General features: G+C 64.3%; 28 protein-coding genes and 1 tRNA gene. 14 read left to right on the forward strand and 15 right to left on the reverse strand.

Annotation, left to right across the window (positions count from 1 at the left end):
* Positions 1-29 precede the first annotated feature (29 nt).
* Entirely contained in the window at positions 30-707 is a 678-nt protein-coding gene (locus IVA81_RS01075; RefSeq protein WP_247310952.1) for an alpha/beta family hydrolase, read from the reverse strand.
* A 126-nt stretch (positions 708-833) separates the two neighbouring features.
* Between IVA81_RS01075 and IVA81_RS01080 the strand changes: the two genes are divergently transcribed.
* Complete coding sequence (locus IVA81_RS01080) at positions 834-1979, forward strand: acyl-CoA dehydrogenase family protein (RefSeq protein ID WP_247310955.1); 1146 nt, start codon at positions 834-836, stop codon at positions 1977-1979.
* Between the two features lie 20 nt (positions 1980-1999).
* Here the strand turns inward: IVA81_RS01080 and IVA81_RS01085 are convergent, their stop codons facing one another.
* Positions 2000-2884: a LysR family transcriptional regulator gene (locus tag IVA81_RS01085; RefSeq protein ID WP_247310958.1), complete on the reverse strand. Its 885-nt coding sequence runs from the start codon at positions 2882-2884 to the stop codon at positions 2000-2002.
* Between the two features lie 103 nt (positions 2885-2987).
* Here IVA81_RS01085 and IVA81_RS01090 point away from each other — a divergent pair, with 103 nt between their 5' ends.
* From IVA81_RS01090 to IVA81_RS01105, 4 genes are all read left to right on the forward strand, one after another.
* Complete coding sequence (locus IVA81_RS01090) at positions 2988-3416, forward strand: DoxX family protein (protein ID WP_247310960.1); 429 nt, start codon at positions 2988-2990, stop codon at positions 3414-3416.
* A 19-nt stretch (positions 3417-3435) separates the two neighbouring features.
* Positions 3436-3897: a DsrE family protein gene (locus IVA81_RS01095; protein ID WP_247310963.1), complete on the forward strand. Its 462-nt coding sequence runs from the start codon at positions 3436-3438 to the stop codon at positions 3895-3897.
* A complete protein-coding gene (locus tag IVA81_RS01100) occupies positions 3890-4486 on the forward strand; it encodes a TlpA disulfide reductase family protein (RefSeq protein WP_247310966.1) in 597 nt (198 codons plus the stop codon). The genes IVA81_RS01095 and IVA81_RS01100 overlap by 8 nt, the downstream gene beginning before the upstream one ends.
* Positions 4487-4732: 246 nt before the next feature.
* Positions 4733-5848, forward strand: coding sequence for a hypothetical protein (locus IVA81_RS01105; RefSeq protein WP_247310968.1), 1116 nt, complete (start codon positions 4733-4735; stop codon positions 5846-5848).
* A 113-nt stretch (positions 5849-5961) separates the two neighbouring features.
* On the opposite strand, the gene IVA81_RS01110 is transcribed toward IVA81_RS01105, so the two are convergent.
* Both IVA81_RS01110 and IVA81_RS01115 read right to left on the reverse strand, forming a co-directional pair.
* Positions 5962-7101, reverse strand: coding sequence for an amidohydrolase/deacetylase family metallohydrolase (locus tag IVA81_RS01110; RefSeq protein WP_247310971.1), 1140 nt, complete (start codon positions 7099-7101; stop codon positions 5962-5964).
* A 129-nt stretch (positions 7102-7230) separates the two neighbouring features.
* Positions 7231-7307, reverse strand: a tRNA-Arg gene (locus IVA81_RS01115).
* 136 nt (positions 7308-7443) lie between these two features.
* On the opposite strand from IVA81_RS01115, the gene IVA81_RS01120 reads away from it, so the two are divergent.
* Positions 7444-7803, forward strand: a complete 360-nt coding sequence (locus tag IVA81_RS01120) for a VOC family protein (protein ID WP_247310974.1) — start codon at positions 7444-7446, stop codon at positions 7801-7803.
* 12 nt (positions 7804-7815) lie between these two features.
* On the opposite strand, the gene IVA81_RS01125 is transcribed toward IVA81_RS01120, so the two are convergent.
* The 3 genes from IVA81_RS01125 to IVA81_RS01135 all read right to left on the reverse strand — a co-directional run bounded on the left by IVA81_RS01125 (position 7816) and on the right by IVA81_RS01135 (position 9936).
* Positions 7816-8772 carry a tripartite tricarboxylate transporter substrate-binding protein gene (locus IVA81_RS01125; RefSeq protein ID WP_247310977.1) on the reverse strand — a complete coding sequence of 319 codons (957 nt, stop codon included), beginning with the start codon at positions 8770-8772 and terminating at the stop codon, positions 7816-7818.
* Between the two features lie 126 nt (positions 8773-8898).
* A complete protein-coding gene (locus IVA81_RS01130) occupies positions 8899-9270 on the reverse strand; it encodes a cupin domain-containing protein (RefSeq protein WP_166819109.1) in 372 nt (123 codons plus the stop codon).
* Between the two features lie 27 nt (positions 9271-9297).
* On the reverse strand, positions 9298-9936 hold the full coding sequence (locus IVA81_RS01135) for an RraA family protein (RefSeq protein ID WP_247310980.1): 639 nt from the start codon (positions 9934-9936) through the stop codon (positions 9298-9300).
* Positions 9937-10362: 426 nt separating this feature from the next.
* On the opposite strand from IVA81_RS01135, the gene IVA81_RS01140 reads away from it, so the two are divergent.
* Entirely contained in the window at positions 10363-10986 is a 624-nt protein-coding gene (locus tag IVA81_RS01140; RefSeq protein ID WP_247310983.1) for a hypothetical protein, read from the forward strand.
* Positions 10987-11116: 130 nt separating this feature from the next.
* On the opposite strand, the gene IVA81_RS01145 is transcribed toward IVA81_RS01140, so the two are convergent.
* The gene (locus IVA81_RS01145; protein ID WP_247310987.1) at positions 11117-11332 is read right to left on the reverse strand and encodes a hypothetical protein; all 216 of its coding nucleotides are present in this window, start codon (positions 11330-11332) and stop codon (positions 11117-11119) included.
* A 25-nt stretch (positions 11333-11357) separates the two neighbouring features.
* Positions 11358-12359, reverse strand: a complete 1002-nt coding sequence (locus tag IVA81_RS01150; RefSeq protein ID WP_247310990.1) for a 2-dehydropantoate 2-reductase — start codon at positions 12357-12359, stop codon at positions 11358-11360.
* Between the two features lie 161 nt (positions 12360-12520).
* Here IVA81_RS01150 and IVA81_RS01155 point away from each other — a divergent pair, with 161 nt between their 5' ends.
* Positions 12521-13102, forward strand: coding sequence for a YidB family protein (locus tag IVA81_RS01155; protein WP_247310993.1), 582 nt, complete (start codon positions 12521-12523; stop codon positions 13100-13102).
* Positions 13103-13133: 31 nt separating this feature from the next.
* Positions 13134-13406, forward strand: a complete 273-nt coding sequence (locus IVA81_RS01160; protein WP_196236584.1) for a GlsB/YeaQ/YmgE family stress response membrane protein — start codon at positions 13134-13136, stop codon at positions 13404-13406.
* A 54-nt stretch (positions 13407-13460) separates the two neighbouring features.
* Here the strand turns inward: IVA81_RS01160 and IVA81_RS01165 are convergent, their stop codons facing one another.
* On the reverse strand, positions 13461-14246 hold the full coding sequence (locus IVA81_RS01165; protein ID WP_247310996.1) for an SDR family oxidoreductase: 786 nt from the start codon (positions 14244-14246) through the stop codon (positions 13461-13463).
* Between the two features lie 259 nt (positions 14247-14505).
* On the opposite strand from IVA81_RS01165, the gene IVA81_RS01170 reads away from it, so the two are divergent.
* From IVA81_RS01170 to IVA81_RS01180, 3 genes are read left to right on the forward strand one after another with little or no spacing between them, the layout of a single operon-like run.
* Entirely contained in the window at positions 14506-15570 is a 1065-nt protein-coding gene (locus tag IVA81_RS01170; protein ID WP_247310999.1) for an acyl-CoA dehydrogenase family protein, read from the forward strand.
* Between the two features lie 16 nt (positions 15571-15586).
* Positions 15587-16747: an acyl-CoA dehydrogenase family protein gene (locus IVA81_RS01175; RefSeq protein ID WP_247311002.1), complete on the forward strand. Its 1161-nt coding sequence runs from the start codon at positions 15587-15589 to the stop codon at positions 16745-16747.
* Positions 16748-16762: 15 nt separating this feature from the next.
* Positions 16763-17575 carry an enoyl-CoA hydratase/isomerase family protein gene (locus tag IVA81_RS01180; RefSeq protein WP_247311004.1) on the forward strand — a complete coding sequence of 271 codons (813 nt, stop codon included), beginning with the start codon at positions 16763-16765 and terminating at the stop codon, positions 17573-17575.
* 138 nt (positions 17576-17713) lie between these two features.
* Here IVA81_RS01180 and IVA81_RS01185 read toward each other — a convergent pair whose 3' ends face one another.
* From IVA81_RS01185 to IVA81_RS01205, 5 genes are all read right to left on the reverse strand, one after another.
* Entirely contained in the window at positions 17714-19828 is a 2115-nt protein-coding gene (locus tag IVA81_RS01185) for an acetate--CoA ligase family protein (protein WP_247311007.1), read from the reverse strand.
* Positions 19829-20023: 195 nt separating this feature from the next.
* A complete protein-coding gene (locus tag IVA81_RS01190) occupies positions 20024-20773 on the reverse strand; it encodes a hypothetical protein (protein ID WP_247311172.1) in 750 nt (249 codons plus the stop codon).
* Positions 20774-20775: 2 nt separating this feature from the next.
* Positions 20776-21564 carry an enoyl-CoA hydratase gene (locus IVA81_RS01195; RefSeq protein ID WP_194405655.1) on the reverse strand — a complete coding sequence of 263 codons (789 nt, stop codon included), beginning with the start codon at positions 21562-21564 and terminating at the stop codon, positions 20776-20778.
* A gap of 133 nt (positions 21565-21697) precedes the next feature.
* Entirely contained in the window at positions 21698-22903 is a 1206-nt protein-coding gene (locus tag IVA81_RS01200; protein WP_247311010.1) for an ABC transporter substrate-binding protein, read from the reverse strand.
* Positions 22900-23172, reverse strand: coding sequence for a hypothetical protein (locus tag IVA81_RS01205; RefSeq protein ID WP_247311013.1), 273 nt, complete (start codon positions 23170-23172; stop codon positions 22900-22902). The genes IVA81_RS01200 and IVA81_RS01205 overlap by 4 nt, the downstream gene beginning before the upstream one ends.
* A 16-nt stretch (positions 23173-23188) precedes the next feature.
* Between IVA81_RS01205 and IVA81_RS01210 the strand changes: the two genes are divergently transcribed.
* Positions 23189-24040: a thermonuclease family protein gene (locus IVA81_RS01210; RefSeq protein ID WP_247311016.1), complete on the forward strand. Its 852-nt coding sequence runs from the start codon at positions 23189-23191 to the stop codon at positions 24038-24040.
* A gap of 135 nt (positions 24041-24175) precedes the next feature.
* Positions 24176-25567, forward strand: coding sequence for a M48 family metalloprotease (locus IVA81_RS01215; RefSeq protein WP_247311175.1), 1392 nt, complete (start codon positions 24176-24178; stop codon positions 25565-25567).
* Positions 25568-25635 lie beyond the last annotated feature (68 nt).

Raw genomic sequence — 25635 nt, forward strand, 5'->3', positions numbered from 1 at the left:
TGCACACTTTTCCGGATCATGCTCCCGCCTCAGGCGAGCCCGTCGATCCAGGCCGCGAGCGTGTCGAGGACTTCGGTCAGTGCTTCTTCATTCGTCCGGCCGGACTTCTTCAGCACCGCGAAGGAGTGATCGCCGCCTTCGACCTTGTGCAGCGTCGCCTTCGGCCCGAGCGCTGCGATGACGGGTTTGAGATAGCTGAGGTCAGCAAGCCCATCGCGCGTTCCCTGCAGGAACAGCATGGGGATGGTGATGCCGGAGAGATGCTCGGCGCGCTCGGACGAGGGCTTCTTGTCAACATGCAGGGGAAAGCCGAGGAAGGCGAGCCCCTTCACGCCGGGCAACGGCGCCTTCGACTGCGCCTGCGAGGTCATGCGGCCGCCGAACGATTTTCCACCGGCGATGAGCTTCACACCGGGGCAAAGCCGCGCCGCCTCCTCGACTGCCGCGCCGATGGCGGCGTGCGCTACGGCCGGCTGGTCGGGACGCCCCTGCTTGTTCTCCATGTAAGGGAAATTGAAGCGAAACGTCGCAATGCCGCGGTCGGCGAGGCCGGCTGCGACCTTGTCCATGAACGCATGCCGCATGTCGGCGCCGGCGCCGTGCGCCAGCACATAGCAGGCGCGCGCGTTGTCGGGCTGCGTCAGGATCGCGGAGACCGCGCCGATACGCGCGATGTCGAGCTTGAGCTCTGTTGTTTTGCCAGCCACAATCAACCATCCCGACAGAAGCTGTTACGGCCGCCTTGGTAGCGTCCCCGGCGCAGCCTGAAAACACAATAATTGCCGCGGCTAGCTGGCCTACCAAGCCGGAACGCCGCATCAACCGAGGTGACCATGTCCTACCGCTCCTCCTGGATGACCGAAGAGCTCGATGTCTTCCGCGACCAGTTCCGGAAATATCTTGCCAAGGATCTGGCGCCGCATGCCGAAAAATGGCGCGAGCAGAAGATGGTCGACCGCTTCGCCTGGCGTGGGCTCGGCGAGATGGGCGCGCTGCTGGCGAGCGTGCCGGAGGAGTATGGCGGCCTGGGCGCCACCTTCGCCTATGACGCCGCCGTGCTGGACGACCTCGAAAGCACGGTGCCGGAGCTGACGACCGGCGTCTCCGTGCACAGCGCCATCGTCGCGCATTACATCCTCAATTACGGCTCGGAGGAGCAGAAGAAGCGCTGGCTGCCGAAAATGGCCTCGGGCGAGATGGTCGGCGCCATCGCCATGACCGAGCCCGGCACCGGCTCGGATCTGCAAGCCGTGAAGACCACGGCGAAGAAGCAGGGCAATTCCTACGTCATCAACGGCCAGAAGACGTTCATCACCAACGGCCAGGCCGCCGATCTCGTCATCGTGGTCGCGCGCACCGGCGATGCCGGCGCAAAAGGCATCTCGCTGATCGTGGTCGAGACTTCAGGCGCGGACGGCTACAAGCGCGGGCGCAACCTCGACAAGATCGGCCTGCACGCCTCCGACACGTCAGAGCTGTTCTTCGATAACGTGACCGTGCCGCCGGAAAACCTGCTCGGCAAGGAGGAAGGCCAGGGCTTTGTCCAGCTGATGCAGCAACTGCCACAAGAACGCCTCGCGCTCGCGGTCGGTGCCGTCGCCGCGATGGAGCGCGCGATCAAGCTCACCACCGACTACACCAAGGAACGCAAGGCGTTCGGCAAGCCGCTGATGGATTTCCAGAACACCGCCTTCAAGCTCGCCGAGCGCAAGACCGAAGCGATGATCGCGCGCGTCTTCGTGGACTGGTGCATCGAGCAGCTGGTCGCCGGGGATCTCGACACCGTCACGGCGTCGATGGCGAAATATTGGTGCTCGGAGAAACAGGTCGAGACCGCCGACGAATGCCTCCAGCTGTTCGGCGGCTACGGCTACATGCAGGAATATCCGATCTCGCGCATCTTCATCGATTCCCGCATCCAGAAGATCTATGGCGGCACCAACGAGATCATGAAGCTGTTGATCGCGAGGTCGCTGTAATCAGGTCGCTGTAACAAGGATTACTTCATCCGCCTGTCGGCGGCGATGAAGTCGATGAAGGTCCTCACCTTCGCGGAGAGATATTTGCGGCTCGGATAGACCGCGAACAGCTTGCCCTCGAAGATGACATGCCCGGACATGACGTGCTCGAGGCGACCGGCGGCGATATCTTCGGCGACCAGCCATTTCGGCAGGAAGGCGAGGCCCATGCCTTCCAGTGCAGCCATGTGCAGCAGCGTCTCGTTGGCGCTGCGCAGCACCGGGTTGAGCTTGATGGTCTCGGGGCCGTGCTCGCCCTCGAACGAGAAGCTCTCGCCGGGATAAAGCGCGTAATGCAACAGCGCGTGACCGGCGATATCGGCGAGTCCTGCCGGGCGTCCTGCGCGTTCGAGGTAGGCCGGCGCGGCGACCATGTAGAACGGAACGTTGGTGATCGGACGCGCGATCAGCGCTTCGTCGGGCGCTGCGGTGGCGCGCAGGCCGAGATCGAATCCCTCTTCCACGAGGTTGACCAGCCGTCCGCTGAGATCGACGTCGAGGCGCACCTCCGGATAGCGGGCCTGATAGTCCGCCAGCACGCCGGCAAAAATCGTGTTGGCCATCCACACCGGCGCTGTCAGCCGCAGCGTGCCGCGCGGAACGACCGTTGCGTTGCTGACGGCGGCTTCGACCTCGTCCAGTGAATCCAGCATCTGGCGCGCCTGCTCGAAATAGAGCGCGCCGCTTTCGCTCAGGCTGACGCGCCGGCTGGTCCGGTTGAGCAGCCGCGTGCCGAGCCGTTTTTCGAGCTGCATCACGTGCTTGCTCACCATGGCGGGCGAAATGCGCAGGCGCTGTGCCGCGGTCGCAAAGCTCTTCAGCTCGGCGACCAGGCAAAACACCCTCATGCTGACCAAAGAATCCATGAGATCATCAACATCCAGGAAATGAACTAATCCCAAAGCGGATAATGATCAAAAACGGAGAAACTATCAAATGGTGGCAACCCTCACATTCCGGAGAACCACCATGTCCACCACCACCTTCGAGACCGCCGCCCCGGGCCGGGCCCTCCGCATCGGCCTTTGGACCGCGCAGGTCCTGCTCGCCTTCGTCTTCATCTCGGCAGGACTGGTCAAGCTGACCACGCCCATTCCCGAGCTTGCGGCGATGATGCCCTGGGCCGGCCAGTATTCCGAAACCTTCGTTCGCTCGATTGCCTTGGTCGACCTCGCCGGCGGGATCGGCATCCTGCTGCCGGCCCTGACGCGGATCCTGCCGCGGCTGACCGTGCTCGCTGCACTTGGCTGCGCGGTGTTGCAGGTCATTGCGCTCTTCTTTCATCTCTCGCGCGGCGAAGCCGCGGTGACGCCGCTCAACGTCGTCCTGCTGGCGCTCAGCCTGTTCGTGCTGTGGGGACGCAACGGCAAGGCGCCGATCGCGCCGCGTCAATTCTGACCGACGGGAACGCCGCACCATGATCTCTATCAACGGATGGTCCCGCAGAGGCCTGCTGGCGGGCGCGTCGATCCTCACGGCCGCCGGCACCGCCGCGGCCAAGGAGGATCGTCTTGCCGACGGCGTCGTGATCCTGGTCGACAGCAACGAGCCCTATGTCATGGGGCACGCGATCAGCTATTCGGCCAACCTCGCCAAGCATTTTGCCGACAGGGGTGCGAAATTGCTGATCGAAGTCGTCGCCAACGGCAAGGGCATCGACGTCTTCCGCGCCGACAAGACTCCGCTGGCCGAGCCGCTGGCGACGCTGCGGCAGTCGCTGCCCAACCTCAGCTACAGCATGTGCGCCTCGTCCAAGGCGATCGCGGAAGCCAAGGAGCAGGTCTCAATTCCGCTGATATCAGGCGCGAGCCTCGTCCCGTTCGGCATCGGGCGCGTCGTCGATCTGCAACTGAAGGGCTGGGCCTATATTCATGCCTGACGAGCGGCGCAAAGACGTCGTGACCTTGTCGCGGCGATCGATCCTGATGGCCGCGCCCGCATTTCTTGCTTCCTTGCGCGCAGGCCACGCGCAGGAAAGCTGGCCGCCGGTGTTCGAGGCCGGCCGCAGCCAATTCACAATGGTGCGGCCGCACGCGCCGATGCCGCAGCTCAGACTCCAGGACCTGCATGGCCGCGATGCCGTCATCACGGCGAAGCCGGGCCGCATCACATTGGTGAACTTCTGGGCGACCTGGTGCGCAGCCTGCCGGCTCGATCTGCCCATGCTGGCAAGCCTTGCGGGATCGCGGCCCGACCGGCTCGACATTGTCGCGATCTGCACCGACACCAAAGACCTGCGCAAGGCCCGCGCGTTTCTCGGCAGCCTCACCGTGCAGAACCTCGCTTGTTATGTCGATGCCTACGGCGCAGCGGCCGAAGCATCCAAAGCGATGTTTTCCATCCTCGGCATGCCCATCACCTATCTCGTCGGCACCAGCGGTCGCGTCGAAGGCTACATCACCGGTGCGCCCGACTGGCTCTCACCGGCCGGCGCGCGCCTGCTGCAATTCTATCGCGAGCAGGGCTAGCGCTGCTCAATTCGGATGCCACCAGCGGCCGCCGATGACGACGCCCTCCGAGACGATCTTGCGGTCGCCGATGAGATGCTCGCCGACTGGGTCGCTATGGTCGATGCGGACCTTTGCAAACGTCCGGGAGCCGCCCCCCGCTTGCACCCAAAGGTTACTTTGTGTACACAACTCGCGCATCCATAACATTTTTGATGCCAAACAGAATTTTTGACGACACGATCATCGACACAAAGGATTTCATCGATGGCGAATGCAAGTGACTTGGAGATTTCCACCCTCAAGCAATGCGGCCCGTTGATAAAATTTGCCGCCCAAACCATAACGGATAACGAAAAGAAGAAGGCTTTGGCCGACGTTATAACTACTGCTCAGGAAAGTCTGGATGCGCACGCGGCTAACGGTTGGACGCCAGCAATAGCTGCAAAGTTCTGGATCAGCTTCAATTCGCTTTGCTCGCTTATAAGTCCGGTCAACACCGACACGCTCATTACCAGCACCGACCAAATTCCGTCGAGATTTTGGCTGGCCCCTGCTGGGACGATGACGACGGCACCGCAGCGCGCGGCATTTTGGTATATGTCGCTTCTCTTCGTGCTGTTGATCGTTTCGGCAACGCTAATGTTTCTCACGTCAAACACCACAACCATAAACGACGACGTGAAAAACCTGGTGAAGATTACCGATCCGATAGCAGACGACGTCGGGAAGCAGCTTTCCATTTTGAGGAGTAAAGGCCTTACCAAAGACGATGACTTTGTTGCTCCAGCGAAGGCAGAAATGCAGAAGGATGCCGAGTATCGAGCCGCTGCTGATAAACTGGCGAGCGCATTGCCGACATTGTATTCCAACGCGGACACACTTTATTCCAAAACGGACTCAGTCGCGTACTTGAACTGGAAGCGTTATCCCGTTTGCGAAAGAGACAAGGAATTCTCCAAAAATTCGTTCTGCTACGAAAAAGGTGACGGCGGCATTCCGACAAAACTGGGTGTCGTGCAAGACACGGTTGACAATTATCGCTTGTTGTCGCGCCGAGCCCAACCCATAACGCAGCGCGCGCAAGACGTTGGAAGCATGATCAGGGCAACCATCTTGCCCATACTATTGGGGCTGACCGGCTCCTGTGCCTATGTCGTCCGGATGCTATCAGAACAGATTAGAACCAGCTCATATTCCAGCACATCTGGAATTCGCAATTTGGTTCGCGTGACGCTGGGAGCCCTGGCAGGCGTTGCCATCGGCTTCGGCGGCGTCTTGTCCCAGAGTTCGGTGTCTGCTTTTGCCCTGTCATTTCTCGCCGGGTACGCTATCGAGCCTGTATTCGCAACGTTCGACAGCATTGCGAACAAGCTCAAATAGCGCTCCGAGGACGAAAAGGCATACCTCGATCGCCATGATATCCTGGCTAGTTCGTTGCATTGCACGGTGCGCTGACCGAAGAGGCAAGCATTCGATTTAGGCGCGCGCGCCGCTTAATTCGGATGCCACCAGCGGCCGCCGATGACGACGCCTTCCGAGACGATCTTGCGGTCGCCAATGAGATGCTCGCCGACCACGTCCTCGTAGTCGAACTGGCCCCGGCTCACCGAGATCAGCGTGGCGTCGCCGACGCTGCCGGGCTTGAGGCTGCCGAGTTCGGGGCGCCGCAGCGCCATCGCCGCATTCACCGTCGAGGCCGCAATCACATCGGACAGCTCCATGCCCATGCACAGGAATTTCGACATGGTCGTGACCTGGTCGAAGGCGGGGCCGTCGATGCAGAGCTGGTGGATGTCCGAGGAAATCGTGTCGGGATAGAAGCCGTTCGCGAGCATCGCACGCGCGGTCTTGAACGCGAACGAGCCCTTGCCGTGGCCGATGTCGAACAGCACGCCGCGCTCGCGCGCATCCAGCACCGCCTTCTTCACCGTGCCTTGCGCGGTCGCCGGCGTGTTGGGGAACGGGCGAAACGCGTGGGTCAGCACGTCGCCGGGACGCAGACGTGCCAGCACCTCCTCATAGCTCGGCGGCGGATGGTCGATATGCGCCATCAGGGGCATGCCGACCTCGTCGGCAACCTGCAGCGCGATGTCGAGCGGCACCGTTCCCGACGTCCCTGAAGAGTGCAAGCCGACGCGCACCTTGATGCCGACGATGAGATCGCGGTTGGCATCGGCCACCTTGGCCGCCTCGATCGGATTCATCAGCCGCAGCTCCTCGCTCTCGCCGACCATGATCCGGTGCGAGAAGCCGAAGATGCCGGCATGCGAGACGTGCAGATAGGCGAGGATGCGGACCTGGCTCGGCTCGATCACATGCTTGCGGAAGCCGGCGAAATTGCCTGGCCCGGCGCTGCCAGTGTCGACCGCCGTGGTAACGCCGGAGAGACGGCAGAACTCCTCGGCGTCGATGCCGAGCGAGGTGCCGCCCCAATAGACATGGGTGTGCAGATCGATCAGCCCCGGCGTCACGATGTATTTCGAAACATCGCGCACATCCGTGCCGAGATCGGCCTTGAGCCCGGTGCCGATGGCGGCGACCTTGCCGCCGGCGAAGGCAACGTCGGTCACGGCATCGAGCTTCTGCGAGGGGTCAACCACGCGGCCCCCGCGCAGGATCAGGTCGAAAGGCATTGTCGTCTCCGGGTGGGAACAGTGAGATGTGGCGGGCACGCCGGCCTGGCCAGCAAGGAAGGATCCGTTCACCTGTAGCAATTTTTGCGCCGATCGGCGTGGCGAACCGTAACGGCGGCCCACGAAAAATGGCGATCCCGGGAAGACTCGAACTTCCGACCTACGGTTTAGGAAACCGTCGCTCTATCCGGCTGAGCTACGGGACCGCGGAACCCGGCGCGGCAGGTTCGGCCCCCTCATAGCAGAGCAGAATGCCGTTCGCCAGCCGCAAGGCGGGTCGTCGTGAACCCGAGCGAGGAGGCTGTACAATGGCTTCCGGATTTCCCTCGCGGAGCAGCTCACATGATCGACAGCATCAGCGCCATCACGCTCGGCACCCATGACATGGCGCGCGCCGTGCGCTTCTACAACTCGCTCGGGTTCGAGCTGCTGTATGGCGGCGAAGCCGCAGCGTTCACGAGCTTTCGCGCCGGCAGCGGCTTTCTCAACCTGACGGCGCAGCCAGATGACAAGCGCTGGTCCTGGTGGGGCCGCGTCATCTTCCATGTCGTCGACGTGGACGCGACCTTTGCGCAGGCGCGCGCAGCCGGCTGGCGGCCATCGACCATCCCGCGCGATGCGGAATGGGGCGAACGGTATTTCCATCTCACCGATCCCGACGGCCATGAGCTCAGCTTTGCGCGGCCGCTGCGGACATCATGAAACGGCGGCCGGCTACGCCCTGATATTATTGTCCTTCACCACCTTGCCCCAATAGGCGACCTGTTTGTCGAAGAAGGACTTGAAGGCGGCGCCGTCCTGGAGCAGCAGCGTCATGTGCTGCGTTTCCTTTAGCTGGGTGGCGGTCGCGGGCTCGCTCAGGATCTCTTTGGACGCCGTCGCGAAGGCCGCGACGATGTCCGGCGGCGTGCCTGCGGGGGCGAAGATACCCCACCAGGCCAGCGTCTCGAAATCGGGAAAGCCCGCCTCGATCGCGGTCTGAGTATCAGGCAGGGCCGGCAGCCGCTCGCGGCCGAGCTGCAGGATCGGACGCAGCATGTTGGTGCCGAGCTGGGCGGCGACCAACGCCGCCGAGCCCGCGATGAGATCGACATGACCGCCGAGCACGTCATTCATCGCCGGCCCGCCGCCGCGATAGGGCACGTGCATGATCTCGACGCCGGCCTTGCTGCCGAGCACGGTCATGGCGAGATGGCCGAGCGTGCCGATGCCGACCGAGGCATATTTCACCGCGCCGGGCGTCGCCTTGCAGGCCGCCACGACGTCGGCAAAGCTCTTATAGGGACGGTCGGCACCCGCCGCGATCACGTAAGGCGCGGTGCCGATCAGCAACACCGGCATCAGCTCGCGCTCGACGTCCACCGGCGGCTTGTCGAGGATCGACGGAATCACCGCGTGCGAATCGAAGGTGACCAGGAAGGTCGAGCCGTCCGCCGGGCTCTTGGCGACCTGCGCCGCACCGAGAGCGCCGGCGGCGCCCGATTTGTTCTCGACCACGACGATGCGGCCGAGCTTCGTTTGCAGATTGCTCTGCAGCAACCGCGCCATCGCATCGGTCGAGCCGCCGGGCGGAAACGGCACCACCAGCGTGATCTTGCCGGCCTGCGCCGCCGCCGGCGTCATTGCGAGAATGGCCGGTGCGGCCAAGAGCGTGCGTCGTGTGATCGTCATGGTCCCCTCCCTTTTTGTTCTCAGCGCCTGGCTTTTTGCTCTTTGGCGCCAAAGCATGATCTGGAAAAGTGTGCAGCGGTTTTCCGAAAAGATCGTGCTCAAAAACACAGCCTAAGCGCGAAGCGCTTAGGTCGTCCCGAAACCCGACCCGGCTTTTTTGTATTCTGGCCGAGGCGGGCTGAAGATGTCCAGCACCCGGGCGCCGTCAGGGCCGGCGCGCATGGTGTGCGGCACGTTGCCGGGGGTGCGCCAGAAATCGCCCTTCTTCACCGGGATTTCCTCGTCGCCCTGGACGCGAATGGCGGAGCCGTCGAGCAGCACGCCCCATTGCTCCTCGGGATGATGATGCAGCGTGCCTTGCGCATGCGGCGCCAGCGTCACCACCGACAGCATCGCCTGCTCGCCGGAAAAGATGCGCGTGGTCACCCCGGCCGCGAGCTCGCGGAACAGCCCGTCGTCGGGATTGTCGATATTGTGGAATTCTTCTTTTTGGCTCACGCCATCCTCCCCTTCGCTCTCGCCCGATCAGGATTTGCCGTAGGAGCCCTGATAGCGGCCCTCGCGGATCGCCTTCAATGTCTCCTCCTCGCGCGCGACCTGGGCGCGGACGGCGTCCAGCAGCGCGGCGGCACCCGCGGCAGGAAACGACACCACACCGTCCTCGTCGCCGACGACGATGTCGCCGGGCGAGATGACGCTCCCGCCGATCGTCACCGGCACGTTGATCTCGCCGGGACCGTTCTTGTAGGGGCCGCGATGGATCACCGCGCGGGCATAGCAGGGAAAGTCGTCGGCCGCGAAGGCCGCGACATCGCGGATCGCGCCGTCGATGACGTAACCTTCCGCTTTGCGCCATTGCGCGATGTTCTTCATGATCTCGCCGACCAGCGCGCGCGTCTCGTCGCCGCCGCCATCGACCACGATGACGTCGCCGGGACCGACCAGCTCGAGCGCGCGGTGGATCGCGAGATTGTCGCCGGGACGGGTGCGCACGGTGAAGGCCGTGCCAACCAGCTTGCCACCGCGATGGTAGGGTTTCAGGCCCACCGCGCCCGGCAGCCGGGCAAGATTGTCTGAAATGACCGAGGTCGGCGCATTCCGAAAGCCCTGGATGATCTCGGCCGGCGGCTTCGGCACGCTGTTCGCTGCGATGGTAATCGTCATGTCAGTCCTTCCGGGTTTACTCGGCGTGCGCCCGCGCCTTCGCCGGCCAAATCCGGAAGGCGCGCCCTTCCTTCAACCACGCTGCGCGCTCATCGCGCAACAGCGTGCGGCGGACTTTGCCGGACTCATCGCGCGGCGGGGCGCTGACGATCTCGAAGCATCGCAACCAACTCGCCGGGCTTGGCGCCCTTGGCCGCAGGCGTTTCCACTTCGTTGTCTCAGGCTCGCCTCGGATGAGGCGCTCGCGCGGCGAAGTGCAGCAGCCGGCGAGCGCGACGCTGTGACTCCTGCGCAACGTCAAGCAAAAAATGTCAGCATTGCAGCCATGAATTTCCCGGGTTCCATGGGTGACAAGCCGGCGATAAAGAGGCAAAAATCTGGCTCGACTCAGTTCGGGTTGAGTTTTGCAAGGAATGCTCTCGTAGAATGTCGTCCGTGATTGCATGGCGTCGTGCGGCGCTGCTTCTCGTTGCCGCAGCAGGATGTCTTCTGCTGACGCTGCCGCATGCCCGGGCGCAATGGTGGAAACGCGCGCCGGTCGACTTCGAGCAATGCGCCGACGCCGCCGAGAAGGCCGCGACCAAGGCCGAGAAGACATCGGCGCTTGCCGATTGCAACGCCAAGTTTGCCGGCCGCCGCAAGGCAGGCGGCGGTTATTCCTATTACGACTTCCTGCAGGATCGCAGCTTCGACATCGCCGGGCCCAACCCGACACCGGAGGAGCAGAAGAAGATCGACGAAGCCTATACCGCCTATCTCGCCAAAGAGCGACGCAGCAACGAAGCCGCCCAAGCAACCGCGCGCCAACAGCGCGAGCAGCAGGAGCAACAGGCGCGGCAACTCCAGCAGGTCGCATTGCGAACCGACGTCGAGCGCGTGCCTATCCCCGCCGAGCGGCCGAAGGTGCAGCAGACCGCCGGCCAGCGGCCGAAGGGCGCACCGTGCACCAAGGGCTCGTTCTCCTGCGAATGGCCACGGCTATCGGAAAGCTTGAACGATCTGAAGAAGCTATTCAACCCGGCGCCGAGCAAGCCGGCGAAGAAGAGCTGAAGTAGCGGCTGTCGTTGCGAGATGACCGTAGGGTGGGCAAAGGCGCAAAGCGCCGTGCCCACCATTCATTTATGATTGAGAGAGATGGTGGGCACGCTTCGCTTTGCCCACCCTACGAGAGCGTCGCACCTCACTTCGTGCGCTTCTTCTTACCGTGCTTCGGTTTGGCCACCGGCACATCCGCCGGCGACGTTACCGTCGGCGAACTCCCCAACTGCGACCGGCTCTCCTGCAATCGCCTGTCATAGCCCGGCGAGTTCACGACCGTCGGCGGCCTGGCGTCGGCGAGCGTCGAGGCGCCGCAGAACGCGGCCAGCGCGAGCCCGATCACAAAACCACGCTTCATCGCGTTCCTCCTTCGCACTCAAGCACTACCGGCGGATCTGCGGCGGCGTCAGACGCGGCGGTCCGTTGCCGGCCGCCTCGGCTTGCTTGATCAGCGCAACAATGCGGCGCATCAGCGGCACGTCGAGATGGTTTTGCTCGGCGAGCGCGATGACTGCGCCCTGAAGATAGTCGATCTCGGTCTTGCGGCCCTGTTTCAGGTCCTGCCACATCGAAGAGCGCGCCTCGGGATCGATCTTCATGGTTCGTCCCAGGATCGCGTTGAAGATCACGTCGGGCAGCCGCAGCAAGGCCGGCGTCCAGTTCATCGGGATCGGCGTCGCCGAGACCGGCGCGATGCCGGCGGCCTTCAGCGCGGCGAGCCCCTCGGCCATCTGGTCCGCGAACAGCCTGCGCCAGTCGCGGTTGGCCAATTGTGCCGCAAGCGGCATGTCGGACAGCGCGCTCAGCGCATTGTTCAGATTGATGATCAGCTTGCCCCATTGCACGCCGGTGATGTCACCGCTTGCGCGCATGGCAAGGCCAGGCACCGAGAGCGCCGCCGCCGTATTCTCGGCGTCCTCGCCGATATGGATGTCGCCGGAGGTCGAGCGATGGAAGCGCCCCTCGCCCATCGCAATCACGTTGAACGGCACCATGCCGGCGAGCACGCGGCGGCCACCGAGCCGCTCGCGCAGCACCGCGACATTGCCGATGCCGTTCTGAAGCGAGACGATGACGGCATCCTCAGGGGCGTGCTGCGCGATCTGATCCGCGACATCGGCGGTGTCGGCGCTTTTCACCGTGACCAGCACGATGCCGGCACTGTGGAAGATCGAAGGATCCTCCGACAGCGCAAGCTGGCCCGCGCCTAGCTTTTTCTCGGAGCCGTCGAAATCGGTCAGCCGTAGGCCGAACCGCTCGATCTCGGTCTTCACCCGCGGCCGCACCAGCAGCGCGACGCGGCGGCCCGCCGCCGCCAGCATGCCGCCGACGAAGCAGCCGATGGCACCCGCGCCGGCCAACACGATCGGTCGATCCGTCATCACCTCGCCTTGCTCCCTGAACGGCCCGCCCTCGATAGCAGAGGCGAGGCCGGCGACCAATCGCGGTGCATCCGACTTGTAACCGTCATGAGGGCCCCATATGTTTTCGCCCGGGGGTTGTCAGCGGCGAGCGCTCGCCGAACGAGACGCCAAAGGAGAGCACCATGGGTCTACTCGACGTCCTCAACGGCATGCAGAACGGCCCCCGCGGTCCCTCTACGCCAAGCTCCGAGAAATCCTCCGGCGGCATGTCGCCGATGACCATGGCGCTGCTCGGCCTGCTCGCCTGGAAGGCGTTCAAGCACATGACCGCAAACCAATCCGGCACCGCACCGCAACCGTCGCCGACGCCCGCCCCTTCGCCGGTGAACGTGAACACCGCGGACAGCGGCGGTCTTGGCGGTCTCGGAGGCCTGCTCAAGGGCGGGCTCGGCGGCTTGCTCGCCGGCGGTGCGGCCGGAACCGTGCTCAGCGGCGGCCTCGGCGATCTCCTCAACCAGCTCCAGCAGGGCGGCCACAGCGATGCTGCGAATTCCTGGGTCGGCAAGGGCGAGAACAAGCCGATCGCGCCCGGCGATCTCGCGAGCGCACTCGGCGCCGATCAGATCGAGAGCCTGTCAGCCCAGAGCGGCCTGTCGCGCGACGAATTGCTCAACGGCCTCAGCCAGTATCTGCCGCAGGTGATCGACCATTTGACGCCGGACGGACGGCTGCCGACCGAGAACGAGATCTCGGGCAGACTTTGATCGACGCGCATTCGGGAAGGGGAGCACACTCATGAGCATGGGCGGCCTGTTGTGGATCATCGTCGTCGGCTTCGTCGCCGGCCTCATCGCGCGCTGGCTGGCGCCGGGACCGAACAACCCGAGCGGCTTCATCCTCACCACCATCCTCGGCATCGCCGGCGCATTCCTCGCGACCTTCATCGGCCAGGCGATCGGTCACTACAGTCCCGACCAGGGCGCCGGCTTCATCATGGCCACAATTGGCGCAGTGGTGGTGCTGTTCATCTGGCACCGGCTGGTGGCGAGCGGCGTGATCAAGGGGTAGCCACTGTCATTCCGGGGCGCGCAAAGCGCGAACCCGGAATGACGTCGTGTAACATCACGTAATCAAATGCATCCCCGCATCCATGCGCACGACCTCGCCGGTCATGTTGCTGGAGGCCGGCATCGCCAGGAAGCAGACGAGCTGCGCGATGTCCTCCGCTGTCGATGCGACCTTCAGCGGCACCTTCGCCACCACGCTATCGCGCACCTGCTTGGCGCCGGCTTCGCCGCGGCCCTTGGTGAACCAGGGCGTGTCGATATAGCCGGGGCATACCGTATTGACGCGGATCAGCGGCGCCAGCGCGCGCGACAGCGACAACGTCATGGTGTTGAGCGCGCCCTTGCTCGCAGCGTAGGCGATCGACGAGCCGACGCCGCTGATGCCGGCGACCGAGGACACGTTGACCACGGCGGAGGGGCGACCCGAAGCCTTCGCGCCGGCCTCCAGCAAGTTGCGCGCCGCGCGCACCATCTGGAACGGGCCGATGGTGTTGACGCCATAGACGCGCTGGAAATCTTCAGCCGACAAGCCGTCGAGATCGGCGTGAGCGACATGCTTGGTGGTGCCGGCATTGTTGACGAGGATATCGAGCCGGCCCCAGCCGCTGGCGACCGCGACGATCTTGCGGCAATCCTCGTCCTTGGAAACGTCGCCCTGCGCGACGAGGACTTCCGCAGCGCCGGCCTTGCGGCAGAGCTCTGCCGTGGCCTCGGCCTCCTTCTGGCTCGACGAATAGTTGATGACGAGCCGCGCCCCGCTGCGCGCAAGAATTTCCGCGGTCGCAGCGCCAAGGCCGGAGGCAGACCCCGTCACGATTGCACACAAGCTGTCTTTGGCCATCCGGATTTCCTTCCCCTGGTTCTGATGCAAGCCTTGAAATAGCCGGCCTTGTTTAGCGAGTTTGCCGCGCCCTGCAAATCGAGCAAACTCCGCTAAGCGGAATTAGCCCCTGTCGGCTCTTCGCCCATGCCTGCGCCGCAGGTTGACCTGCGATCAACGCTTGTCAGGGCCATGGCTTTTTCGGATCATCGGGCGCAAGAAGACCTGCGCGCCCGCTCAACGAGGCGGGAGGCGCCAACGGCAAAACACGGGGAACGCTGTGGCGGAGAGTGACAACATCGTCGTCGAGACCGCGGAGAAGATCTTCGCCGATCTTGCCGATCCGCAAGAGGTCAACAACGACAAGAAGAACTCCTGGCAGGGGCCGCTGTGGCAGGCGCTGAGCGAAGCCGGCCTGCCGTTGTCCTGGGTGCCCGATGATCTCGGCGGCTCCGGCGCGAGCCTTGCCGACGGCTTTGCGCTGCTGAACGCCGCCGGCCGTTTCGCCGTCGCGGTTCCGCTGGCTGAGACCATGCTGGCGGGCTGGCTGCTGGCGCAGGCGAAGATCGCCTCGCCCGAAGGCGAGATGACGGTGCTGCCGGCGAGCCCGAAAGATCGCATCACCCTCGATGCCGACGGTTCACTCTCAGGCCGCGCCCGCGGCGTGCCCTTTGCGAAGGCGGCCAAGCATTTTGCGGTGCTCGCACATGGCAAGGATGGCGTCTCGATCGCGCTGGTCGATGCGGCCAAGGCGCGCATCGAATCCGGGCTCAATGTCGGCTACGACCACAGCGACACCGTGACGCTCGACAAGGTCCAGCCCGTCACACTCAAGGCCGCGTCGAAGGGCTTTGACCAGACCACGATGATGCTGATGGGCGGCGTTGCGCGCAGCCTGCAGATCGCGGGCGCGCTGGAATCGATGCTCGACATCTCCGTGCGCTATTCCAACGAACGCGTCGCCTTCGAGAAGAAGATCTCGAAATTTCAGGCGGTGCAGCACAATCTGGCGCGCCTCGCCGGTGAATCCGCCGCGGCCCTTGCGGCTGCGACGTCCGCGGCCGACGCCATCGCGAATGCGACGCGTTTTGACGACGAGGTCTATCTCGAAGCCGCCTCGGCAAAGATCCGCTGCGCGGAAGCCGCGGAAAAGGGCGGCGCCATCGCGCATCAGGTCCACGGCGCGATCGGCTTCACCCTTGAGCACATCCTGCACCGCTATTCGCTGCGGGCGCTGGCCTGGCGCGACGATTTCGGTTCGGAGAGCCATTGGGCCGTCGAGCTCGGCAAGCTGGTCGCAAATCGCGGCGCCGACGAATTGTGGCCGCTCGTGGCGTCGCGCTGATCAGGGAGAGAAACACATGACCGCTGCGCTCCGTTTCGATCCGATCCGCCTGCCCGAAAAGTGCGAGCAATTGCGCAAGGAAGTGCGCGCCTTTCTCGCCGAGGAAATCGCCGCCGGCACTTTCGATCCGCACAAGCCCAACCGCGAAGACACCGACGCGCCGGAATTCTCACGCCGGGTCGGCGCCAAGGGCTGGCTGGGGATGACCTGGCCGAAGAAATATGGCGGCCAGGAACGCTCCTTCCTCGAACGCTACGTGGTGACCGAGGAGATGCGCGTCGCCAACGCGCCGACGCGGCGCTTCTTCGTCGCCGACCGCCAGAGCGGGCCGGTGCTGATCAAATACGCGCCTGAAAACATCAAGATGGAGATCCTGCCCCGGATCTGCCGCGGCGAGATCTGCTTTGCGATCGGCATGAGCGAGCCGAATTCCGGCTCGGACCTGTTCGCCGCGAAGACGCGCGCAACCAAGACCGACGGCGGCTATCTCATCAACGGCACCAAGATCTGGACCTCGTCGGCGCACATTGCCGACTACATGATCGCGATCTTCCGGACGTCGGCGCCGACCAAGGAAAACCGCCGTCACGGCCTGACGCAGTTTCTGGTCAAGATGAAGCAGCCGGGCATCCAGGTGAACCCGATCGGCCAGATCACCGGCCAGTACGAGTTCAACGAGGTCGTCTTCACCGACTTCTTCGTCCCTGACGATCACGTGCTCGGCGAGGTCGACGGTGCCTGGAAGCAGGCGACGAGCGAGCTCGCCTATGAGCGTTCGGGTCCCGAGCGTTTCCTCGAGACCTATTATGTGCTGACCGAGCTGGTCCGTGCGGTCGGACCCAATCCGGATACGCGCAGCGCCGAAGGCATCGGACGACTGGTCGCGCAGCTCCACACCATGCGGCGCATGTCGGTCTCGGTCGCCGGCATGCTGGAAGCCGGCAAGGAGCCGGTGGTCGAGGCGTCCATCGTCAAGGACATCGGCACAGTCTGGGAGCAGCAGCTTCCGCACCGCGTCCGCGATCTCGCCGCCTTCGTCGAGGAGACTGCGACCAACCGCGAGACGCTGGAGCGGCAACTCGACTTCGCCATCAAGACCGCGCCGAAACTCACCATCCAGGGCGGCACCACCGAGGTGCTGCGCGGCATCATCGCCCGCGGACTTGGGCTCCGCTAAACCTTCGAGGACATCATGAGCACCTATAAAGATATCGGCGTCGAGAAGGTCGGGCACGTCGGCACCATCGAGATCCGCCGCCCGCCGCTGAACTTCTTCGACATTTCGCTGATCAACCAGATCGCGGATGCGCTCGACGAATTCGATCGCGACATCGAGATCCGCGCCTCCGTTCTCTCGGCACAGGGCAAGGCGTTCTGCGCCGGCGCCAATTTCCAGGATCCGGCGCGGCAGGCGCAGGAGGCACGCGAGGCCGACAAGAAGGGCGACCCCGCCGACAGCCTCGGGGCGATCAACCATCTCTACATCCAGGCCGTGCGCATCTTCCGCGCCAAGAAGCCGATCGTCGCCGCGGTGCAAGGCGCCGCCATCGGCGGCGGATTGGGCCTCGCAGTGTCCGCCGATTTCCGCGTCACCTGCCCCGAGGCGCGCTTCTCCGCGAATTTTACAAAACTCGGCTTTCATCCCGGCTTCGGCCTGACAACGACGCTGCCCGAGCTGATCGGCAAGAACAACGCCGAGCTGATGTTCTACACCAGCCGCCGCGTCACCGGCGAGGAAGCGGTGAAGTGGGGCCTCGCCAACGAGCTGGTGCCGCAGGATCAGGTCAAGGCGGCCGCGATGAAGCTCGCCGGCGAGATCGCCGAATGCTCCCCGCTCGGCCTGCTCTCCACCCGCGCCACGATGCGCGCCGGCCTCGCCGATCGCGTCATGGCCGCGACCAATCACGAGCTCGCCGAGCAGACAAGGTTGCGGGCGACGGAAGATTTTAGGGAAGGCGTGAAGGCCACGGAAGAGCGGCGCGCGGCGAACTTTAAGGGAAGGTAGCTTCTTCCTTCCTTCTCCCCTTGTGGGAGAGGCGCGAAGCGCCGGATGAAACTCTGCTGGACTGTTCGTGAGGATAGAGACCCCTCACCCGTCTCGCCGCTACGCGGCGAGCCACCCTCTCCCACAAGGGGAGATGGGTTAACCGCGCCCCACCACCAGCGAATCCACGATCGTCACGCCCTGCCCCTCCGGGTGCACCAGCACCGGATTGAGCTCGATCTCCGCGATCTCATTTGCATGCCGCGCGGCGAGCATGGAGATATCGGCGATCAACTCTGATAAAGCCGAAACATCCGCCTTCGCCGCTCCGCGAAAACCGTTCAACAGCGGCGCAGCCTTGAGGCCCGCGAGCATCGCGCCCGCCTCCTCCGCGCTCACCGGCGCCGGGCGATAGACGACGTCGCGGAACAGTTCTGTGGTGATGCCGCCGAGACCCACCATCACCATGGGACCGAACGTCTCGTCGGTCATCGTGCCGACGATGATCTCGACACCCCGCGTCGCCATCGGGCCGACGAGCACGCCTTGAATGGTCGCCTCAGGCCGGTGCTTGCGCGCATTGTCCAGCAGCGCCTCAAATGCCAGAAACACCTCGCCCTTGGTGGTGATGTTGACGCGCACGCCGCCGACTTCGCTCTTGTGAGCGATCTCGGGCGACTGGATCTTCATCACCAGCGGGAAGCCGACGCGAGCGACCGCCTCGTCGAGCTCGCTCTTGTCCCTCACCAGCACCTCACCCGGCAGCGCAACGCCGGCGGCGCGGAGCAACAACTTGCTGTCGGCCTCGGACAGGATCGGCGACTTCAGATGCGCAGACAGATCGCGCGCCGGCAGCCGCGCCGCGTCGGCGGGCGGCGTCAGCTCGAAGCTGGCGAAGTCGACGAGCTGCCGCATCGCGACGCCGACATGGGTAAGGCCCGTGAGCACCACGGCGCCGGATTTGGCGAGCTCACGGCGCGCAAAGTCGGATGGCACCGTGTAGGAATAGAACACCACCGGCTTGTGCCGCGCCGAGAGCACCGGCGTCAATTCCTCTTCCTTGAATGGCTTGCGCACTTCGCTCGAAAGCGACAGCACGACCAGGATCGCATCGACCTCGTCGGAGGCGGTGAGCACGTCGACGCTCTTCTGCAGGCCGCCGGAGGTGACGCCCTGCGCGGTGACGTCGATCGGGTTGCGCGCCGTGCCATAGGACGGCATCAACTGCTTGATCCCCGCCTGGATCGGTTCGGAAAGCTCCGGTACCTGCAAGCCTCGCAGCGCCACGGCATCGGCACCCCAGATGCCGGCACCGCCGGAAACGGTGACGACGGCAACGCGATCGCCCTTCGGCAGCGGATTGCTGACAAGCAGCGCGGCGATCGTCAGCGCCTCGTCGAGATCGTTAGAGACAATGAAGCCGTATCTTGCGAACACCGCATCATAGGCCGCCGACCAGCCGGCCATGCTCGCGGTATGTGAGGCCGCCGCGCGCCGGCCTGCGCCTGAGCGACCGACTTTTGTCACGATGACCGGCTTCTTCACCTCCGCAGCGCGCCGGGCGGCGGCCAGAAACTTTTCGACGTCGCGGATGCCTTCGATGAACAGCAGAATCACGTCGGTCGAGGAATCCTGCACCAAATAATCCAGGAACTCGCCGGCGCCAAGATCGGATTCATTGCCGGTGCTGACGACATAACTGACGGCGAGGCCGAGTGCCCGCGCGCGATGATAATAGGCAAAGCCGATACCGCCGCTCTGCGCGACGATGCCGATCCGCCTCGTCGTCGCAACGAGCGGCACCACGCCGGGCTTGACATCGACGGCGGGGCTGAACGTCGCCGCCACGCGCTGCACCTGGCTGAAGAAGCCTTCGGCGTTCGGACCCGAAATCCGCATGCCGGTACGCCTTGCGAGCGCCGCGATCGCATCCTGCATCGCCGCGCTGTCGCCGCCCTCCTCGGCAAAACCGGAGGAGATGATGACGGCGTTCTTGACGCCGGCGGCAGCGCATTGCTCGAGCGCGGCCAGCACGGCGCGGGCCGGGATGATGATGACGGCGAGGTCGATGGGCGCGCCGATGTCGGCGATCGATTTGTAGCAGGCGAGCCCGTCGATATCCGCGTAGTTCGGGTTCACCGGGTAGATCTCGCCCGGATACTCGTTCTTGCGCAGCATCGACAAGAGCCGGCCCGGGATCTTCTCGTGATCGCGCGAGGCCCCGATCAGCGCGATGCTGGCGGGAGCGAAGAAGCTGTCGAGCGGATGCGGCATGTTGTGATCCTTCTTATTGTTGGCCGCGCCGCAGCCTCTATCCCCGTCATCCTGAGGCGCCGGAGCGTAGCGGAGGCCTCGAAGGATGCACGGCCACCAGCCGATCCGCTCATCCTTCGAGGCTCCCGATGAGGCGCTTCGCGCCCCATCACTCGCGCCTCAGGATGACGGATTGAGAGCTACGAAGGCAAGACCTCAGGCAGCAAGCCGGAACGTTACCCCGCCCAGCAGGAACTCATTCCCCGCCACCGCATGCCCTTTCGCCCGCGCCGCGTGCAGCACCTGCGCGACATCAGTCACCCGAAACTCCAGCGCACTCATGATCTCGCTGGCGCCCTTCACGAAGCGGAAGGTCGCATTGGGCAGTTTTAGCTCGGCGCCGCTCGGCGCAACGCCGATGATCTTGCCCCAATGCTCCGCCAGCCCCTGCGGATCCGGGCTCTGCATCTCCACGCCAGCGAGCGCCTGCGTCACATCCTTGCGGATGAATGTTTGCCAGTCCGGTCCGGCCGGCGGGTACGCTCCCAAAATATCGTCGCTGCCTTCGGTATGGTTGAACTCAATGAAGGCGGCGCGGCAGTCGCGGGGGTGGAGCTGAACGCCGTGATAGGGCGCGTGGTCGATGACGTTGGCGGTGCGGACGCCGAGCGCATTGGCGGTGCGCCCACGCTCGTCGGGATCGTTACAGCAGAAGATCGCCATATAGCCGCCGCGGCCGCCGGTCTTCTCGATGAAGCGGCCGGCCGTGGTGCCGCCCTTGAAGGGTGCAACCACCTCCAGCAAGATCGTGTCGACCGGGAGCAGCGCATTCTCCAGGCCGTACTTCGCGACATTGCCGTCGCGGTAGCACACAGCAAGCCCCATGATCTCCGCGATGTCGGAGACGACAGGCGCGAGCTGCGGCGCGACCAGGCAGATCTGTCGCAGCCGCATATAGGACGCCATGGTCATGCCCCCCTGAAGGTCGGCTTGCGCTTCTCCACGAAGGCCTTGGCGGCCTCCTTGTGGTCTTCGGTATCACCGCAGCGGGTGTGATGGATCGCCTCGCCGTCGAAGCAGTCCTCTAGCGCCAGATGCTCGGCATTGTTGATGTTGCGCTTGATGAAGCCGAGCGCGATCGAGGGCCCCTGCGCCAGCGACAGCGCAAGCTCGTGGGCGGCGGCGTCGATCTCGGCGTCGGGAACGACCTTGGTCACCATACCGATCGCATGCGCTTCCCTGGCGGTGAGCACCGGCGACATCAGATAGAGCTCGCGTGCCCGCGCGCTGCCGAGCAACTGCGTGAGGAAATAGGTGCCGCCGTAATCGCCGGAGAAGCCGACTTTCGCGAAGGCGGTGGTGATCTTGCAGGATTCGGAGGCGATGCGCAGATCACAAGACAACGCCATCGACAGGCCCGCGCCGGCCGCAGCACCGTCAAGCTGCGCCACCACGGGTTTCGGCATCTGGTGCAGGATGCGCGAGACCTCCATGCCACGGCGCAAATTCGCAAGCTTTTGCTCGAACGGCAGCGGCGCACGGCCTGCGGCCATCGACTTGACGTCGCCGCCGACGCAGAAGCTGCCGCCGGCGCCCTTGAACAGCACCGCGCGCACCTCGGGATCGTCAGCCGCGCGGCGCGCCGCCTCGACCAATCCTGCGACCATCTCGGGGTTGAGCGCATTCTTCCGCTCGGGACGGTTCATCGTGATGGTGAGCAGCCCGCCTTCGAGCTTTTGCAGGACCATGTCGTTCATGGGGCGTCTCCTTGTTGTTGCTTGACCGGGCTATCGCCACACCGTCATTGCGAGGAGCTCTTGCGACGAAGCAATCCAGGCTCTCGCTGCGGAAACTTCTCTGGATTGCTTCGCTTCGCTCGCAATGGCGATCCTACTTCTTCACGAGCGGGCAGCGCGACTGCTCCAGTGACTGGAACGCCTCGCTGCCGGGCACGGTGGCGAGCAGCTTGTAATCGTCCCAGCGGCCCTTCGATTCCGACGGCTTCTTCACCTCGAACAGATACATGTCGTGGATCATGCGGCCGTCCTCGCGGATCTTGCCACCCTTGGCGAAGAAATCGTTGATCGGCGTTTCCTTCATCACCTTCATCACGGTGGCTGCGTCGGTCGTCCCGGCCGCTTTCACGGCCTTCAGGTAATGCGTCACGGAGGAATAGACGCCGGCCTGCGCCGAGGTCGGCGGCCGCTTCACACGCTCCCGGAAGCGCTTGGAGAAGGCGCGCGTCTCGTCGTTCATGTCCCAGTAGAACGCTTCGGCCAGCAGCAGGCCCTGCGCGGTCTCGAGCCCGATCGAGTCGATGTCGGTGACGAAGGCGAGCAGCGGCGAAACCTTCTGGCCGCCCTTGGTGATGCCGAACTCGGCGGCCTGCTTGATGGCGTTGACGGTGTCGCCGCCGGCGTTGGCCAGGCCAATCACCTTGGCCTTGGAAGCCTGCGCCTGCAGCAGGAATGAGGAAAAGTCCGACGTGTTGAGCGGATGACGCACGCTGCCGAGCACCTTGCCGCCGGTCTTGGTCACGACGGCGCTGGTGTCCTTCTCCAGATCCTGGCCGAAGGCATAATCGGCGGTGAGGAAGTACCAGGTGTCGAGGCCCGACTTCACGGCGGCAAGGCCGGTCACGTTGGCCTGGCCGAACGTGTCGAACACATAGTGCACGGTATAGGGGCCGCAGGCCTCGTTGGTGAGACGGATCGAACCCGGGCCGTTGAAGATGACGATCTTGTTGCGCGCTTTGGCGATCTCGCCGGCGGCAAGCGCAGTCGCGGAGGCCGCGACATCGTAGATCATCTCAACGCCCTGGTTGTCGAGCATGTCGCGGGCGATGTTGGCGGAGAGATCGGCCTTGTTTTGATGGTCGGCCGCGAGCACCTGGATCTTGCGTCCGAGCACCTCGCCGCCAAAATCCTCGACAGCCATCTTGGCCGCGGTCTCGCTGCCGGGGCCGGTGATGTCGGCATAGAGGCTCGACATGTCCAAGATGCCGCCGATCTTCAGCGGGGGCTTGTCCTCGGCCTGCACGGCGCTCGCGCTGAGAGCAAACGCGGCGGCAAAAATGCCCGACAAAACATGCTTCATGGAAAACGATCTCCCTTATCGCGCCGTACTCTGATGGCGGCTTGGTTATTGCTGTTGCCGCAATCATGCCGCATGCGCAAGAGCGCAGCAAGCGCGAGGTAGGTCGCGAGCGCGCGATTGCCATTCATGTTTTCCGCAAAGCGGAATGGAGCGGAGAATGGAAGGTGTTTCCACGTCATTGCGAGCACAGCGACTTGTCCGCCGAAGCTTTTAGCGAAGGCGGAAGCAATCCAGAATCCTTTCCACGGACGCAGTCTGGATTGCTTCACCGCTTCGCTCCTCGCAATGACGGAGTGTGTGGAAGCCTCTTCGCGACCCGCCACGCTTGAGTTATGGTTCACGCGTAACGCAACCTGTCCGGGTCACGTGGCGCAACGGCTTCACCTCATCGTCGCAATCCTTCTCGTCGCGAGCCACGCCGCCCTCGCGAGCCCGTGCCAGTTCGAGTCCCAAGGCGAGGGCCGCGTCGCGGCCATCGTCGATGCGCGCAGCGTCCGCCTCGATGACGGCCACGAAATCCGTCTCGCCGGAATCGAACCGACGACGACCACGAAGCAGGCGCTGACATCGCTGCTCGCCGGCCGCGATGTGACGCTCCGCGGCACCGACGACACGCCCGACCGCTACGGCCGTCAGGGCGCGCTGGTCTTCATCGGCGAAAGCGACACCTCGGTGCAGGCCGTGCTACTCTCCCAGGGCGACGCCATGGTCTCCGCCGAGATCACGGACAAGGACTGCGCGGCCGCCCTGATGGCGTCGGAGACCGCAGCACGGCGCCAAAAAAAGGGCAGCTGGGCTGACCCGTCGGCCATAAAAAACGCGGAAAGTCCGGACGATATTTTGGCGGGGATCGGGCGCTTTGTGGTCGTCGAGGGCAAAGTCCTGTCAGTCCGGCAAGCTGGGGCAATGACCTACCTCAACTTCGGACGAAACTGGACACGTGGCTTTACCGCGACTATTTCAAAGCGCACGCTACCGGCGTTCGAAAGCGCTGGCATCACCCTCAAGTCCTTGGAAAGTAAACGTATTCGTGTCCGGGGCTGGGTCGAGGGGAATACTGGGCCGCGGATCGATGTGCGGCTCATAGGGCAGGTCGAGTTGCTGGGCGCAAGCGAGCCGACAGGGGAAAGGCCCTAACGAAGGGCCAGGCACGGGTTAAGCGACGTGAATGGGGTGCTAGAACGGCACGTACGGAACGAACGCCGCCGCCTGCGGGCGGCGCCGGCCGCGCTATGCCTTGTGCTGGGTGCGACGCTTGCGGGCTGCGGCGATATGGGCCGGTTCCAGACCGCGGCTACCCCAGCGACGGTCGCGATGCCGAAGCCGAAGCCGGCCGTCGCCCAGACCCCCGCCACCGAGAAGGAGCACGAGCGCATCCTGGCGAGCTATGGCGGCACTTACGACGATCCCAGGCTCGAATCACTCGTCAGCAAGACCGTCGACCGGCTCGTCGCGGCCTCCGATCGCCCCGACCAGGGCTACAAGGTCACCATCCTCAATTCCGGCGCGGTGAACGCCTTCGCGCTGCCGAACGGCCAGCTCTATGTCACGCGCGGACTTCTTGCGCTCGCGAGCGATACGTCGGAATTGTCCTCCGTGCTCAGCCACGAGATGGCGCATGTGCTGTCCAAGCACGCCGCGATGCGCGAGGACCAGGCCCGCCAGGCCGCGATCGTCACCCGCGTCGTCACCGACATGAGCAACGATCCCGATCTCACCGCGCTCGCACTGGCCAAGACCAAGCTCACCATGGCGAGCTTTTCGCGCAAACAGGAGTTCGAGGCCGACGGCATCGGCGTCGGCATCTCCGCCAAGGCGCATTTCGACCCTTACGGTGCGGCACGGTTCCTGTCGGCGATGGAGCGCAATGCCGAGCTGAAGGCAGGCAAGAGCTCGCTCGATCCGCGCGCGCAGGATTTCACCTCGTCGCACCCGGCGACCCCGGAGCGCGTGCAGAACGCGCAGACCATTGCGCGGCAATATACTGCACCGGAGGGCGCCGAGCGCGACCGCGAGACCTATCTTGCTGCGATCGACAACCTCGTCTACGGCGAAGACCCCAGCGAAGGTTTCGTGCGCGGCCGCAGGTTCCTGCATCCGAAGCTCGGCTTCACCTTCCAGGCGCCGGACAATTTCACGCTCGACAACACCGCCCAGGCCGTGATCGGCGTGCGCGAGGGCGGAGCACAGGCGATGCGTTTTGACGTGGTGCGCGTGCCGGCCGAGCAGTCGCTCGGCGACTACCTCAATTCCGGCTGGATGGAGGGCGTCGAGAAGGCGTCGACCGAGGACATCACCATCAACGGCTTCCCGGCCGCGTCCGCCACCGCCAAGGGCGAACAGTGGCAGTTCAAGGTCTATGCGCTGCGTTTTGGCAGCGACGTCTATCGCTTCATCTTCGCGACACGGCAGAAGTCGACCGAGAGCGAGCGCAACGCGCGCGAGACCGTCAATTCATTCCGCCGCCTGACGCTCGACGAGATCCAGGCCGCCCGTCCGCTGCGCATCAAGGTCATCACCGTGCAGCCCGGCGACACCGTGGAATCGCTGTCCCACCGCATGGCCGGCGTCGATCATCCCGCAGAGCGCTTTCGCGTGCTGAACGGGCTCGATCGCAACGCGCAGGTGAAGGTGCGTGACCGCGTGAAGATCGTGGCGGATTGACACACGCCAGACTGCCGTAGGGTGGGCAAAGCGTAGCGTGCCCACCATTCCCAATCGCAACCGTTGAA

The organism is Bradyrhizobium sp. 141 (assembly GCF_023074055.1).
Taxonomy (GTDB): Bacteria; Pseudomonadota; Alphaproteobacteria; order Rhizobiales; family Xanthobacteraceae; genus Bradyrhizobium.